Source organism: Paenibacillus artemisiicola (assembly GCF_017652985.1).
Classification (GTDB): domain Bacteria; phylum Bacillota; class Bacilli; order Paenibacillales; family Paenibacillaceae; genus Paenibacillus_Z; species Paenibacillus_Z artemisiicola.
In genome coordinates this window covers 1-15412 of the sequence record NZ_JAGGDJ010000076.1, presented here as the reverse complement: position 1 = coordinate 15412, position 15412 = coordinate 1, and the positions used below count along the sequence as shown (strand labels likewise).

15 protein-coding genes are annotated in these 15412 nt (G+C 63.0%); 13 read left to right on the top strand and 2 right to left on the bottom strand.

Features of this window, described 5'->3' with window-relative positions:
- The 9 genes from I8J29_RS32010 to I8J29_RS34345 form a co-directional block, all read left to right on the top strand.
- On the top strand, nt 1–394 hold a 394-nt coding region (locus tag I8J29_RS32010), incomplete at its 5' end, for a winged helix-turn-helix domain-containing protein (RefSeq protein WP_208851329.1).
- On the top strand, nt 391–1821 hold the full coding sequence (locus I8J29_RS32005) for a sensor histidine kinase (protein ID WP_208851328.1): 1431 nt from the start codon (nt 391–393) through the stop codon (nt 1819–1821). The genes I8J29_RS32010 and I8J29_RS32005, both read left to right, overlap by 4 nt.
- Nucleotides 1822–2265: 444 nt before the next feature.
- Nucleotides 2266–2682, top strand: a complete 417-nt coding sequence (locus I8J29_RS32000; RefSeq protein ID WP_208851327.1) for an organic hydroperoxide resistance protein — start codon at nt 2266–2268, stop codon at nt 2680–2682.
- Nucleotides 2683–2809: 127 nt separating this feature from the next.
- Entirely contained in the window at nt 2810–3382 is a 573-nt protein-coding gene (locus tag I8J29_RS31995; RefSeq protein WP_338113327.1) for a sigma-70 family RNA polymerase sigma factor, read from the top strand.
- Nucleotides 3363–4709, top strand: a complete 1347-nt coding sequence (locus I8J29_RS31990) for a DUF4179 domain-containing protein (RefSeq protein WP_208851325.1) — start codon at nt 3363–3365, stop codon at nt 4707–4709. Before I8J29_RS31995 ends, I8J29_RS31990 begins: the two co-directional genes overlap by 20 nt.
- A 203-nt stretch (nt 4710–4912) precedes the next feature.
- On the top strand, nt 4913–6037 hold the full coding sequence (locus tag I8J29_RS31985; RefSeq protein WP_338113326.1) for a DUF3048 domain-containing protein: 1125 nt from the start codon (nt 4913–4915) through the stop codon (nt 6035–6037).
- A 400-nt stretch (nt 6038–6437) separates the two neighbouring features.
- On the top strand, nt 6438–7052 hold the full coding sequence (locus I8J29_RS31980) for a DUF47 domain-containing protein (protein WP_090638929.1): 615 nt from the start codon (nt 6438–6440) through the stop codon (nt 7050–7052).
- Nucleotides 7053–7078: 26 nt separating this feature from the next.
- Nucleotides 7079–8077 carry an inorganic phosphate transporter gene (locus I8J29_RS31975; protein ID WP_208851331.1) on the top strand — a complete coding sequence of 333 codons (999 nt, stop codon included), beginning with the start codon at nt 7079–7081 and terminating at the stop codon, nt 8075–8077.
- Between the two features lie 315 nt (nt 8078–8392).
- Nucleotides 8393–8524 (top strand): hypothetical protein, encoded by a 132-nt coding sequence (locus I8J29_RS34345; RefSeq protein ID WP_276316365.1) that lies wholly within the window; start codon nt 8393–8395, stop codon nt 8522–8524.
- A 142-nt stretch (nt 8525–8666) separates the two neighbouring features.
- Here the strand turns inward: I8J29_RS34345 and I8J29_RS31970 are convergent, their stop codons facing one another.
- A complete protein-coding gene (locus I8J29_RS31970) occupies nt 8667–9308 on the bottom strand; it encodes a DUF975 family protein (RefSeq protein WP_276316364.1) in 642 nt (213 codons plus the stop codon).
- Nucleotides 9309–9693: 385 nt separating this feature from the next.
- Complete coding sequence (locus tag I8J29_RS31965; protein WP_208851323.1) at nt 9694–10335, bottom strand: hypothetical protein; 642 nt, start codon at nt 10333–10335, stop codon at nt 9694–9696.
- Nucleotides 10336–10770: 435 nt separating this feature from the next.
- On the opposite strand from I8J29_RS31965, the gene I8J29_RS31960 reads away from it, so the two are divergent.
- From I8J29_RS31960 to rlmD, 4 genes are all read left to right on the top strand, one after another.
- Nucleotides 10771–11061: a YerC/YecD family TrpR-related protein gene (locus I8J29_RS31960; RefSeq protein WP_090638924.1), complete on the top strand. Its 291-nt coding sequence runs from the start codon at nt 10771–10773 to the stop codon at nt 11059–11061.
- A gap of 4 nt (nt 11062–11065) precedes the next feature.
- Complete coding sequence (locus I8J29_RS31955) at nt 11066–11905, top strand: sirohydrochlorin chelatase (RefSeq protein WP_208851322.1); 840 nt, start codon at nt 11066–11068, stop codon at nt 11903–11905.
- Nucleotides 11906–12259: 354 nt separating this feature from the next.
- On the top strand, nt 12260–13174 hold the full coding sequence (locus I8J29_RS31950; RefSeq protein WP_208851321.1) for a diacylglycerol kinase: 915 nt from the start codon (nt 12260–12262) through the stop codon (nt 13172–13174).
- Between the two features lie 47 nt (nt 13175–13221).
- Entirely contained in the window at nt 13222–14793 is a 1572-nt protein-coding gene (gene rlmD / locus I8J29_RS31945; RefSeq protein WP_208851320.1) for a 23S rRNA (uracil(1939)-C(5))-methyltransferase RlmD, read from the top strand.
- The last annotated feature ends 619 nt before the right edge of the window (nt 14794–15412 follow it).

The window sequence follows — 15412 nt, the reverse complement described above, 5'->3', positions numbered from 1 at the left end:
CGGCGCGCCCGGCGATGCCGCCGCCGATCCGGCCGCGGCCGACGCGCCGCCGTCCGCAGGCCAGCGGCGCCCGGTCCGGCCCGGCGACATCGCCTCCGGACCGTTCCTCCTCTCCGCATCGGAGCGCCGTCTCTGGAAGGATAACGTCGAGATCGTGCTGACGCCGACGGAATGGACGCTCGTGAAGCTGCTGATGGAGCGGGACGGCGAGGGCTTGAGCCGCGACGATATTTTGAATTCGGTCTGGGGCCGCCATTACGTCGGCGATCTGAAGATCGTGGACGTGAACATCCGGCGCATCCGGCAGAAGATCGAGGTGCAGCCTTCCGATCCCAAGCACATCGAGACGCTGTGGGGCTACGGCTACCGCTGGAACCGGGGCGACGGGCAATGAGAAGCACCAGCCTCCGCTCCCGGCTCGTCTGGAATTACGGCGTGCTCATCGTGCTCGTGGTCGTCATGCTCGGCTCCCTGTTCGGCACGCTCGTCTGGAATTACTACTATTCCAGCGCGGTCAGCTCCGTGCTGCAGCGGGCGCAGACGGAAGCGGCGCTGCACAACCGGCAGATCGCGGACGAGCCGACGAAGGAGAAGGCCCGCTACATGCTGCAAAACATGGCCGCCGGCACGGCGCATCTCCAGCTGCTGACCGGCTCCGGCGCGATCATCGTCGACAGCGACGGCTTCGACGGCAATGGCAAGGTCATCGATACCCCCGACGTCCGCGCCGCCTTGGTGCACGACAAGGGCATCTGGCGCGGGCGCGATCCCGTGACGAACGAGCGCATCATCGCGGTGACGCTGCCCGTCAAGGAAGGCGCGCGCATCGCGGCCATGTTCCGCTACACCGCGTCGCTCTCGACGGTGGACCGGATCATCGCCAACATCCTGTGGCTGACGGTGCTGGTGGGCTCGACCGTCGTGCTGCTCTTCTTCACGATGAGCGTGCTGATCGCGAACCGGATCGCCCGCCCGATCCGCAACCTGACGAAGGTCGCGGAGAAGATGGCGGAGGGCGACTGGAGCCGCCGCGCCGTGCCGCGCGACCGCGACGAGATCGGCCGGCTCGCGGAGACGCTGAACACGATGGCCTCCGAGCTGACGCGGCGGGAGAAGCTGAAGGAGGATTTTATCTCCTCCATCTCCCACGAGCTCCGCACGCCGCTCACGTCCATCAAGGGCTGGAGCGAGACGCTCGCCTCCGGCGATCCCTCGGACGTCGAGGAGCTGAACCTGGGCCTCGCGATCATCGACCGCGAGACGGAACGGCTCTCCGGCCTCGTCGAGGACCTGCTCGACTTCTCCAAGCTGTACGCCAAGAGCATCGTGCTCCATCCCGAGATGCTGGACGTCCGCAGGACGCTCGAGGAGACGCTTCGGCAATTCGAAGCCCGCGGGCAGCGGGAATCCGTGACGATCCGCGGCGATCTCGGCGACGAGGGGCTGACGGCGAAGGTGGATGCCAATCGGATGAAGCAGGTGTTCATCAACGTGATGGACAACGCGCTGAAGTTCACGCCGAAGGGCGGTTCGATCCTGGTGGGCGCGGGACGGCAGGACGGCTTCGCCCGCCTGACGATCCGGGATACGGGCGTCGGCATCCCCCCGGAGGACCTGCCGCATGTCACGGAGAAGTTTTACAAGGGCACGAGCCAGCGCTCCGGCAGCGGCCTCGGGCTCGCGATCTGCAAGGAGATCGTGGAGCTGCACGGCGGCATGTTCCGCCTCGACAGCGCCGTAGACGTCGGCACGACGGTCACGATCCTGCTGCCGCTCATGACGGACGCGCAGCGGCAGGAAGAGAAGCAGGAGCAGGGATGAGGCGCGCCGCAACCTCCCGCCCGGCCGACCGAACGCAAAATAACCCGATCGGCCTCGCGCCGGCTTGCAGGAGCCGGACGAAGCGGTCGGGTTTTTCGTAGGCCCGCACGTGCGGGCGGAGAGCTACTCCTTATAAAACAACGATTTGCGCTTGTTGACGACGTAGCCGACGGCGATCAGGGCGAGGACGACGACGATCGCCGACAGCCAGCGCGCGTGAAGCCATTCCAGAAAAGGTTGCATAGGGAAATCCTCCCTTGGCGGGTTTTAGAACTAGTATGGCTGAAATGGAACATCGTATACGACGGCGGCGTTGCTTCATCGCGTCCGGTCTTCGGCAGGGGATGGATAGTTCTGGATGCAGCGGAGAATCCTAGTGGACGGCGGACCGCGGCCGAAGCGCCCGGATCCGGCCCATACTCATACGCGACGGAGGAACCGACCATGCAAAACTTATATACCGCGGACGTAACGGTCACCGGAGGCCGCGAGGGCAAGCTCGCCTCGAGCGACGGAATTCTGAACCTGGAGCTGCGGATGCCGAAGGAGCTCGGCGGCGCGGGCGGCGCCGGTACGAATCCGGAGCAGCTGTTCGCGGCGGGCTACGCGGCCTGCTTCGAGAGCGCGCTGAACCTCGTGTGCCGGATGCAGAAAGTCAAGGTCGAAGGCACCGAAGTGCGGGGCCGCGTCACGATCGGCAAGGACGACGACGGCGGTTTCGCGCTGGCGGTCCAGCTGGACGTGACGCTGAAAGGGATCGAACAGGCGCAGGCGCAGGAGCTGGCGCAGGCGGCGCATCAGGTGTGCCCGTATTCCAAGGCGACGCGGGGCAACATTCCGGTGGACATTCGCGTCGTTTAGCCGGCGGCCGCAGCGCCGATTCGGCCCCTAGCACGGAAAAGCAATCCGCCCGCCGGTTCGTCCGGCCGGCCGGGTTGCTTTTTTTTCTGTCCGCGACGGAAAACCGTTTCGCCCTTCCCGGCGTCTAATAATCATTAAGGCAAGGCGGGAGGTCAAGACACTGGATACGATCGAGCAAAAGGAGTCGGCCGCATCCGGCAAGGACGACGCGTTCCTGCGGCTCATGGAGGCGAGCAAGGAACGGCTGTACCGGATCGCGCTCGCCTATCTCCACCGCGAGGCCGATGCCGTGGAAGCCGTGCAGGAGGCCACCTACCGCGCGTACAAGAGCTTCCGCAAGCTGAAGGAGCCGGCGTACTTCCATACGTGGGCGGTGCGGATCGTGCTGAACGTCTGCGCCGACGAGTTCCGCAAGCGGAAGCGCCGGGAGCCGGCGGACGGCCGGGAGGCGGAGGGGGCGTCCGGCACGTTCGCGGACGCCAGCGATACGCGGGTCAGCCTGCGCCGGCTCGTCGACGGGCTGCCGCGGGAGCAGAAGGACGTCATCATCCTGAAATATTACCAGCAGCTTACGCTGACGGAGGTCGCGGCCGTGCTGGAATGCCCGGAGGGCACCGTCAAGACGCGGCTGCATAAGGCGCTCGTCCGGCTGCGGGGCGAGCTCGGAGAGGAGGGAAGCCATGATTTTGCCAGAGCATGAACGGAGCCGGCTCGAAGCGGGGCTGGCGGACGAGCAGGCGGCGTGGGACGCGGCTCCGGTGCCGGCCGCCTTGGACGAAGCGGTGCTGCGGGGCGTGGCGCGGGCAAGACGCACGGGGCGCAGTCGCGCGAGGCGGACCGCGGCAGGGGCGTCCGTTGCCCTCGTGCTCGCGCTGCTGCTCGGCTTGGTGCGGGTGTCCCCGGCATTCGCCGCGGCGGTGGCGGAGCTGCCCGGGTTGTCGGGCCTCGTCGCGCTGGTCGCCGGGGACAAGGGGCTCGAGGGCGCCGTGCGCAATGATTTCGTGCAGCCGGTCAGCGCCGGCGACAGCCACGACGGCGTGACGTTCACCGTCACCGGAATCATCGCGGACGATACGCGGCTGAACGTCTTCTATACGGTGAAGCTGCCCGAGAAGACGGCGCTCCCGTATGACCGGCCGCGCGTCTATGACGCGGATACGGGCAAGCCGCTGCTGGCTTCTTACTCTTCCGGAGGTTCTGGAGCCGACGGCGAGCTCCGCGCCGAATTTCACCAGCGCATGGACATCAGCCTGGCGGCCGGAACGGAGATGCCGGACCGCATCAAATTAAGCATCGGGCTGACGGGCTATCCGCAGGACAAGGCGTGGACGGCGATATTCCCGATCGATAAAACGCGGTTCGAGGGCCTGTCGGAAACGATCCCGCTCGATCAGACCGTAACGGTGCAGGGGCAGCGGATCCGGTTCGCGCGGGCGGTCGTGCATCCGACGAGCATTGAAGTCGACGCGGAGTTCGACGACGCGAACGCCATGAAGATCTTCTGGCTGGGCGACCTCCGGATCGTGACGGATGCCGGCGAGGAACTGCGCAGCTACGGGTCGACGTCCGCCTCGCCGAGCAAAGTGACGCTGCAGTTCGAGAGCGCGTTCTTCTCGAAACCCAAGCATCTGACGCTGGAAGGCAGCCGGATCATGGCATTGGACAAATCGAAGCTGGAGCTGACGCTGGATCTGGCGAAGAAGCGCATCGTGCAGGCGCCCGACGATCGGGTGAGAATCATATCCGCCGAGAAGACCGGCCCGGACAAGGTTACGGTAAGGCTGGGCGTGAAGACGAATAAGGAGCGGGATCGTTTTTCCTTCTCGATCGTCGACGGGGGGTTCCATGACGCGGCGGGCCGCGAGTTTCAGATCGGCGGCTACCGGACTTCAAGCACGAACGAGACCGACGAAATGACCACCACCTTCGAGGCCATGCTCGACAAACCGTACACGAATCCGCTGACGTTCCGCATCACGGATTATCCGTCCTGGATCGAACAGCCGTTTACGGTGAAGCTGAAGTAACGATCAATCCGCCAAACGGAGCCGTTTTGCCGAAGGCGCAGTTTTCTCGGGGAGCGAGTGTGCCCTACCCGCACAGTTTGCAGCCAGACAGCATGGTTCGGCCGGCGGTCCAAGCTGCCCGAACAAGACAATCCCTGGATAAATGTGGTTTAATGGAACGGACAGGTTTTTCTATCCGAATGGACAAAAGGCGGGATGCGCGAGTGCGAGAACGACTTAACGACAGGCAGGCGCTGCTTCGTTTTGGCCTGCTGCTGGCGCTGGCCGCCATGCTGGCGCTGGCGGGCTGCGGCGGCGGCAATACGCCCAACGCGGCGAACGACGCGCCGCCGCCGGCGAACGAGACGACGGAGCCCGCCGATACGGAGCCGGTCGATCCGCCGGCCGTCGACCCGCCGCAGTTCGTCGCTCCGCTGACGGGGCTGCCGCAGGACGAGGAGCCCAAGCAGCGGCCGATCGCGGTCATGGTGAACAACTTCGCCGCGGCTCGCCCGCAGTCGGGGCTGCCGAACGCCGACGTCGTCTGGGAGGTGCTCGCGGAGGGCGGCATCACGCGGCTCGTGGCCGTGTTTCAGAGCACGCCGTCGACGTCGCCGATCGGCCCGATCCGCAGCAACCGGCCGTATCTAATCCGGATCGGCGAAGCGTACCGCGCCGTTCTCGCGCATGCCGGGGCGAGCACGGACGCCTACGACCTGCTGCAGCATCACGGCAAGCCGTACCTCGACGAGATTTCCAACGCCGGCGCGTACTTCTACCGCGAGTCGTTCCGCAAGGCGCCGCATAATCTGTACTCCAACCTCGAGAAGCTGCGCGCCGGGGCCGCGAAGAAGGGCTACGACGAGACGGTCGACATTCCGGCCTATTCGTGGTCGGAAGCGGGCGCGACGGCAGGGGGCACGGACGCCTCGGAGGTGGAGCTGCATTTTCTGCTGAAGGATTACGTCGTGTCGTATACGTACGATCCGGCGGCCAAGCTGTACGCTCGCTTCATTAACGGCAAGCCGCACACGGACCTGGAGTCCAAGGCGCAGCTGACCGCGGCGAACCTCGTCGTGCTGGGCGCGAAGCACCGGACGTACGACGATTACGGGCGGCTCGAGATCGATCTGGAATCCGGCGGCCCCGCCGTTCTGATCCAGCTCGGCAAAGCCGTCGACTGCGCGTGGGTCCGCGGCGCCGACGGGGTTATCCGGCTCATGAAGGACGGGCAGGAGCTGCCGTTCGTGCCGGGCCATACGTTCTACCATATCGTGCCGCTGACGCCGACGTTCGAGAGCCACCTGAAGCTGGGCGCGGCGGGGAGCGCGACGTCTCAGCAGCCTTAGACGGGTCCGGGGCCGGAAGCGAGTTAGACGCGGCGGGGACGCGGTGCGGATGCGGGGCTGAACATGGCGCGACATGCCTGCGGCAGCGGCGCAGCCGAACGTCCTCGTAACCGTCGAACCAGCCGACTCGCTGTACCTAATCGCCGCCTCCCCCGAACCGGAAGCCCCGCGCTTCCGGTTTTATTTTTCCCTGCATTAGGTTAAAAACGGCTATGCCGGAAAAGACTAGGATAGTGCCGCCGGCGCAAAAAGCGGCCGAAAAAAATATCGCGAAGAATGTCATAATTCATTTACATTCCCTTAACAATTGCGTTGTAAACTGTGATAAGATATTGTCGGTTTCTTGTTGATTTTGTAAAGACGCCGCAACCAATCGAGGAAGATGGCAAAGGGGATAGTTATGTTCAAGAGGAAAAACGACGTATTCTTCAACACGTTCGAAGCGATGGCGGACACGATTTTGGAGGCGGTGCTCTATTTTCAGCAGAACGTCTCCAGCATCGAGGACGTCACGAAATTCGCGCGCGACATGAAAGAATTCGAGAGCCAGTGCGACCGTCACGTGCATACGATTCTGACGGAGCTCAATAAAACGTTCATTACGCCGATCGAGCGGGACGACATCATGAACCTGACGAGCTCGCTGGACGACGTGCTGGACGGCATCGAGGCCTGCGCGTCGCGATTCGAGATGTACAACATCACGGAGCCGGACGAGTACATCACGCTGTTCGCGGACAACCTCCTCCGCTGCGCCCAGCAGATCAAGAAGGCGATCTACCTGCTGTCGGAGAAGAAGCTGCTGGCGATGCGCGAGCCGTCGATCCAGATCAACGAGCTCGAGAACCAGGCGGACGACCTGCTGCGCGTGTGCGTGAAGAGCCTGTTCGCGAACGTGACGGATCCGATCGAGCTGATCAAGCGCAAAGAGATCTACGAGCGCCTCGAACAAACGACCGACTACTGCGAAGACGTCGCGAACACACTCGAAACCATCATCATGCGTAACAGCTAAGGGGACGGGGACGAGCGGCTATGAGCATGGACGTATATATTTGGGTCGGCATCGTTATCTTTCTTGCCTTGGCATTTGACTTCATCAACGGGTTTCACGATACGGCGAACGCGATCGCGACGACGGTCTCCACGCGGGCGCTGTCGCCGCGGCTCGCCATCATCCTGGCGTCCTTCATGAACTTCCTCGGCGCGATCATGTTCACCGGCGTCGCCAAGACGATCGGGGGCAAAATCGCGGATCCCACCGTGCTCGACCACGGCGTGCAGGTCGTCGTCGCGGCGCTGCTCGGCGCGATCATCTGGAACCTCGTGACGTGGTGGTTCGGCATCCCGTCGTCGTCGTCGCACGCCCTGATCGGCTCCCTGACGGGCGCGGTCATCAGCTCGGCTGGCTTCGGCGCGATCAATGCCGGCGGCTTTACCGATATTATCAAGGCTCTTATTCTATCCCCGTTCATCGCGTTCGCCGGGGGCTTTGTCGTCATGTGGCTGCTGAAGCAGGCGTTCGCCAGATCGAGCCCGCATCAGGTCAACAAAATGTTCCGCTCCGGCCAGATCCTGACCGCGGCGTTCCAATCGTTCACGCACGGCACGAACGACGCGCAGAAGGCCATGGGCATCATCACCTTCGCGCTCGTCACGGCGAACGTGCAGGACACGACGGACCACATCCCGCTGTGGGTGAAGATCTCCGCCGCGACCGCGATGGCGCTCGGCACCTCGATCGGCGGCTGGAAGATCATCAAGACGATGGGCACGAAGATTTTCAAAATCGAGCCGATCAACGGCTTCGCCGCGGACATTACGTCGGCGACGGTCATCTTCTCCGCGACGCTGACGCATCTGCCGGTCAGCACGACGCACGTCATCACGTCGTCGATTCTCGGCGTCGGCAGCGCGAAGCGCTTCTCCGCGGTCAAGTGGGGCCTCGCCGGCCGGATCGTCATCTCGTGGATCATCACGATCCCGATCTCGATGATCGTGGCGGCACTGATTTACCAGGCGATCGCGCTGTTTTTGTAGGGGACGGGCCTCTGGTTGGAAGAGCATCAAGCTTGCGCGGCGGCGCGGGCTTGGTGCTTTTTTGTTGGGGGAAACAGCGGGGCGGCCGGGCATGAACGGTATGAGGTACGGGACGTGGTCCGCAAAGCGGCGATTTCGGCGCAAGAGCGGTACGAGGTACGGTAATTCTGCCCCATCCGAGTGGCAGTCTCGGAACATGATAGCAAGGAGTCTGAAGCAAGCCGGCGAATAGAAGATAGGTTAGCCTTCTCGAACGCGACGGTTCGCACGGAGGCTGACCGAGAAACGAATCGACAGAACGGAGAAGCACGAACGATGGTTACGTTAAGCGAAGACTTCCAGTACCATGACAGCTATTTCATTGTCGGCAACCCTTGGATCGTGCCGATTGCGGCCGGCGTCATTGCGGTGATCGGCGTAGTGCTCTATAAGCTCTGGAGCAAGTAGCGGCAATGTGACCTGTCATCTCCACAGGTAGGCACGTGATTCAAGAGCCGTTCACGAATAAAAGGCCGCCCCATCGCCATTTTCATGACGAGCGGGACAGCCTTTTGTTTGGTATCCGTACCGTCACCTGCCGGCAGCTCGCTTAGAACGAGTTCGGAGGCGGCGGAGGAGGCGAATCCTGGGCGGCGAACGATCCGCTGAGGGATTCCCCGCGCAGGCGAAGGTCTTCGTAGAAATGCGCCACCGCGGTGTAGATATACGGGTTGAGCCAGAGCGTGCCGATGCCGAACGTCGGGATGCAGAGGAGAATCCAGCCGATGAAGCTCAGCAGCAGCACGAACAGCCGCCATTTGTGCCCGACCATCATCGCTTTGCTGCGGCGGATCGCTTCGAGCGCGCCGATCTCCGGGTTATCTTTCAGAATAAAATAAGCCATCGAATAACGAAGCGCGGCGACAATGCCGGGAATGATGAACAGCAGCATCCACAGGATGGTGAAAATCAACACGAGCAGATAGACCAGGAACGAGCGGATGAAGTCCGCGAAGCCGCTGAACAATTCGACGAACGGCGGACGCTCGCCGCGAGAGACGAGCAAGAAGTAGCTATACGCGCCGAGGGCGAGAGCGCCGGCGCAAATTTCGATGGCGATCTGTCCGATGGCCGGCAGCACGTTCGGCAGGGCGCCGATCAGCAGCATGACCAGCGTGAAGCCCGCGGCTCTGCCCCATTGCCCTCGCAAACTTTCCCGAGCCCGTGCCCGCAATTCTGAGCTTGTAACCATAATGACCGGCAAACCACCTTTGAATAAAATGTACGCCCGAGCCGGGGACAAGCGTCCCGGGACGGGGGAGTTGTGTCCAAATGTTGAACGATACCCGAACCTCATCTTAACCGATTCGGGGGCCAAAAGTCATTACTTTTTTGCCAGAAGCTGTCGAATGGCTTGTCCGCTCGCAGCGGGTTCGGGGCAGCGACGGGATGCGGCAGCTGTCAATCGCGGCGGCACGCAGCAAGCCGGCGACGGCGCGAGAACACTTGCGCGGCGACAACGGAACCCGTCTTCGCCTTCGCACGGCAAACGGCCGACGGCTCCGTTCACCGCCGGCTGTTCATGCGCGCACATGCTTGAAGCCGAATGAGGGCATTCGGCTCGCCGCGGCGCGGTGCTATTTGCGCGGGCGCTTGCGCTTCGCCCCGTTCGGCGAGATGCCGCCTTTGACGCTTTTGGTGCCGCCGCCCTTCGCGCTCTTGCCGGTCGCGCGGCGCTTCTTCTTGCGCGCGCGCGGCTTGTATTCGTCGAGACTGTCCTCCGCGATCGTGGCCGAAGCCCCTTTCTTCCCGAACGAGCCGGCGAGCACCTTGATGAGCGGGGCCATCTGGGTGATGCTGCCGACGACCTTCTGCACCTTCGTCATCGTCGTGACGATGCCGTCGAGGCCGCCCATCCGGTCGACCACGCCCTTCAGGTCGTTCAGACTGTTGCCGAGATTGAAGCCGCCTTTGGCCGGCGCGGCCGGGTCGGCCTTCGCGTCGGCCGCCGCGGCGGGCACGCCCGGCGTGCTCGGCGCCTCGGGGAGCGGGATGATTTGCTGATTCGTCGCCGGCATGATGTTGATCGAAGGCACGCCCTTCGAGAATTCGGCCGTATCGAAGGGAACGGGCGTCTTGACGCCGACGGTTTTATTCAGGCCCGTGAACGGATCCGCGATGCCCGGAAACGGGCTGTCGGGCGGATTTTGCGGGCCTTGACCTTGGCCGCCGAGGGGCTGCTGGAAGCTTCTGACGGACGGATCGTAGCGATATTTCACGCAGATCACAACCTTTTTCAACGTTTTGTTATTAGTCTATGGGATACTCGACTATGCGGATTGGACGGATGCCCGCTTTGGGCAAATATTTATGGGTGAATGGGAGGGGGCGCTTCGCCCGGAGCATGGCCGACGGCAAGCAGCCGAACGCATTCGGACCGCTATCGAGCCGAACGCTGCCGCTCCGCGGACGCGAGGTGCAGACGGCGATGCCCCGAGCAACGCCGATCGGACGGCGGTTTTCCCCAAGCCATGCCTCGAGCCGCAAGCGCCCTCCCGCATCGCGTGCCTGCCCGCCCTCTTCTATCCCGCTTCTATCAATCCGTCTCTCGCTCGTCTCTGTTGATCTGTAAAGCACCGCAACGGTGACGCTTGAAAATTGTCGATGAAAGCAGTACACTGAGCATATCAGTCAGGGTGGGAGGAGCGCGGACGATGCAATTGAAGAAGCTGAACGATAAGACGGTCGACCAACTTTTCGAAGCGGTGCTGACCTTGAAGAGCGTGGAAGAATGCTATATTTTCTTCGACGACCTGTGTACGGTGAACGAAATCCAGTCGCTCTCGCAGCGGCTTGAAGTGGCGCGCATGCTCGGCAAGGGCGCTACCTATAATCAGATCGAAGCGGAGACCGGCGCCAGCACGGCGACGATCTCCCGCGTGAAGCGGTGCCTGAATTACGGCAACGACGGGTACAAAATGGCGCTGGAGCGCTCGGGACGATAGCCCGATGAAGCCGGGCATCCTCGTCATCAGCCACGGCTCGCGCGAAGCGGGCTGGGTGAAGCTCGTCGACGACGCCGTCGCGGCCGTCGCCGCTTCCGCCGGGTTCGCGTTCGAACCGGATGGCGGAAGCGGGGACGCGGTGCCGATCGCGTCGTCGTTTCTTGAAATCGTGGAAGGCCGTCTCATTCAGGACGGCATCGATCGGCTGGTAGCGGAAGGCGTAAGCGAACTCTACGTCCTTCCGCTTTTTGTGTCGTCCGGAAGCACGCATGCGGACGACATCGCGCAGGCGTTCGGCGCGCCGCCCGTCTCGGCGGCCCGGCCGGGCGAGCTTGCGCCGTTCCGCGTCCCCGCGGGCGTGCGCGTCCGCATGGGGCAGCCGATCGACGACGACGCGGACATCGCCGAGCTGCTGCACGGCAATATCGCGGCGCTGTCGGAGGCGCCCGCGCGGGAGCGGCTGCTGCTTATCGCGCACGGCTCGCGCGAGGCGGTGTTTCACGGCCGCTGGCGAGCGGGTATGAAGCGGCTAACGGCGCGTCTTCGCGCGCGCGGGGGCTTCGCCGGCGCGGACATCGCGATGCTGCTGCCGGATCAGGCGGCCTGCAAGCTGCGCGCGCTGCAGCGGCGCCACCCCGGCGACGCGTTCCTCGTCGTGCCGCTCTTCTTGAGCGAGGGGTATTTTACCCGGACGGTCATTCCGAAGCGGCTCGAGGGGCTGGCCTACCGGTACAACGGCCGGGCTCTGCTGCCCAATCCGCGCATCGCGGGCTGGATGGAGCGGCAGATCCGGAAATGGCTTGCAGAACTGGGCGCGGCTGGCGACGGGCATTTGGGAAGTTAGCCGCATTGGTGTATAGTAAGGAATAGGGCAACAGATCGATATTCGGATAGAAGTTTGGATAGCAATCGGGATCAGATTCGGATAGAAATCCGGCAGCAGGATAGGACGGCAGCGGCGGCGGTTCCCGAGGATAAGAGGGCGCCGCTAACGCGCGTTGGCGCGCATGGCGAGAGCGGTTGGGCAGCGGTTGCGATGGGGAGAACGAAATGGCGGAACGCCGACGGAAGGTCGGGTCCGTTCGGATTCGATCGGAACCGCGTAGTCGTGCTTTTCCCCTCGTACCCGCCGCGGCGCCGGCGGTCGCTTTCCTTTATCGGCCGGCCTGGATGTTCGGATGTTCGGAGGTAGCAGTCAGTGACGATTAAGCGGGCAAGGCTCATTTATAACCCGACGTCGGGTCGGGAGGAAATCAAACGAAGGCTGCCGGATATTTTACAGCGGCTCGAGCGCGGGGGCATCGAGACGAGCTGCCACGCGACGGTGAGCGAGGGCGATGCGACGGTGGCGGCGGCGGACGCGGCGGACCGCGGCTTCAACATGATCATCGCGGCGGGCGGCGACGGTACGCTGTACGAGGTCATCAACGGGCTGGCGGAGAAGGAGCACCGGCCGCCGCTCGGGATTCTGCCCTTGGGCACGACCAACGACTTCGCCCGGGCGCTCGGCATTCCGAAGCATTGGGAATACGCGTGCGACCTCATCATCCAGCAGTACGCGAAGCCGATCGACCTCGGTCAGGCCAATAACCGGTATTTCATCAACATCGCCGGCGGCGGCTCCTTGACGGAGCTGACGTACGAGGTGCCGAGCAAGCTGAAGACGATGATCGGGCAGCTGGCCTATTATATGAAGGGGCTCGAGAAAATGACCCGCCTGCGGCCGACCGAGCTGCGCCTCCAGGCCAAGGAAATCGGCGAGATTCACGAAGAAATCATGATGTTCCTCATCTGCAACAGCAATTCCGTCGGCGGCTTCGAGAAGCTCGCCCCGGACGCAAGCCTGAACGACGGCCTGTTCGACGTCGTGGTGCTGAAGAAGTGCAACCTCGGCGAGTTCATCCGCCTCGCGACGCTCGCGCTGCGCGGCGAGCATCTCAACGATCCGCATGTCGTCAGCTTCCAGACGCGGCAGCTGACCGTCACGACGCCGGACTACGTGCAGTTGAACCTCGACGGCGAATACGGCGGCACGCTGCCGTGCACGTTCACGGTACTGCCGTCGCATCTGAGCATTATCGTCGACGAAGCGGGCATTTCGACTTATAAATAAAGCAAACCGCGCGCCCGGGCGTGCGGTGCATGGAGCGGGTTAAGACAATGAGCAAGTTCAAGAGCAGGAACGGCGGGGGCAGAGCGGGTGGTGCAGGGCGCAACGCCAACCATGCGCCGTCTGTGAAGCCGGCCGCTAGCGGCGCCTCGCAGGCGCCGGTCAATAAGAACGACGACGTCACGGTCGAGATCATCGGCTTGACGCACGAGGGCGAAGGGGTAGGCCGCGCGGAGGGCTTTACCCTTTTTGTGCAGGGAGCGCTTCCGGGCGAGACCGTGCGCGCGCGCGTCCTGAAGGTCAAGAAGACATACGGCTACGCGAAACTGACGGAGATCGTCGCGCCGAGCGCCGACCGCGTCGACGCGCCGTGCCCGATCTACAAGCAGTGCGGCGGCTGCCAGCTGCAGCACATGGACTATGCCGCGCAGCTGAGATGGAAGCGGCAGCACGTGGTGGACAGCCTGGAGCGGATCGGGAAGCTGCAGGTGTCGGGCGAGGCGGTTCGCGCCGCCGGCGGCGAGAGCAGCGGTGCGGTTGAAGAAGCGGGACAGGACGCAGCGGCGGTGATCGTGCATCCGACGATCGGGATGGGCGAGCCGTGGCGCTACCGCAACAAGGCGTCCGTGCCGATGGGCATGGCGGTCAGCGGGGCGATCCACGGCAAGGACGGCCTGCCGCAGCCGGATCTGAACGGCGAGCACTTGATCGGCGGCTTCTACGCCCGCGGCAGCCATCGGATCATCGACATGGACGAGTGCCTGATCCAGCACAACAGCAACGACGAGATCGTCGCCCGCGTGAAGCGCATCGGCCGCGAGCTCGGCATCACCGCGTATAACGAGGAGACGGGCCAAGGCCTGCTCCGCCACGTCATGGCCCGCGTCGGCTTCGTGACCGGCGAAGCGATGATCGTGCTCATCACGAACGGCAAGCGGATCCCGAACGCGGAGGAGTGGATCTCGCGCATCCGCGAGACGATCCCGGGCGTGACGAGCATCGTGCAAAATATCAACAAACGCGACACCAACGTCATCTTCGGGGACGAGACTCGCGTCCTCTGGGGCAGCGAGGTCATCTACGACGAGCTCGACGGCATTCGTTTCGCCATCTCCGCCCGGTCGTTCTACCAAGTGAACCCGGTACAGACGGTGGCGCTGTACCGCAAGGCAGTCGAATACGCCGCGCTGACCGGCACCGAGCAAGTCATCGATGCGTACTGCGGCATCGGGACGATCTCGCTCTTCCTGGCGCGCCAAGCCGGCCACGTCCATGGGGTCGAGATCGTGCCGGAAGCCATCGAGGACGCCAAGCGCAACGCTGCACTCAACGGCATTGCCAACGCCGCCTTCGAAGCCGGCCCGGCCGAAGTCGTCATTCCGCGCTGGCGCGAAGAGGGCATCGTCCCCGACGTCATCGTCGTCGACCCCCCGCGCAAAGGCTGCGACGAAGCGCTGCTCGACACGATCCTGGCGATGAAGCCGGAACGCGTGGTGTACGTGTCGTGCAACCCGGCCACGCTGGCGCGCGACCTGCGCGTGCTGGAGGACGGCGGGTACCGGACGGCGGAGGTGCAGCCGGTGGATATGTTCCCGCATACGGTGCATGTCGAGGTTGTTTGATCTAAAAGGGTTTTGATTTTGAGCACTACGAAACTAGGGACGTGCATGATGCATGTCCCTTTTCTTTTAAGTATGAAACAGAAATTATCAGCGGCTCCTACTCCGATCTTGAACGTGATCGTTCAAATAGCCTTCCAACTCTTAATCGATTTATCGATTCAACCGTTTACCCGCAGCATCATATCCAGCTTCAACAACTCTTCTCCATGCCTTCACCCCGCGCCTATACGCGCCATATCCTCTATTCCCTTCATTACCCAAAAATTGAAAACTAACACCTGCCCGCCTACAAATCCAACCCCATCTTGATCGGGCGATTTAGCCATGCCTACGGACCTTTGCCCGCATCGAATGCCTCGAAGTGGCTCCAAACCGGCTCGCGCCGGCGGCCCACCCTCCACCATTCTCACTCCCTATCCCGAAGAACCCCAACCCGAATCGCCGAAGCTCTTTCCTAAACCGAGGTTTTACTAGAAAGGCGGCCTATTCGGCGAATCAGATATGAAAGTGCTATCAATGGCAGAAAAGTGATATTTCATCCTTTTTTAGGACTCTTATAATTAAGTTGTTACAGCAAGGCTTGCTCGACTATATTGCATGCGGGAGGATGAGCAATGAG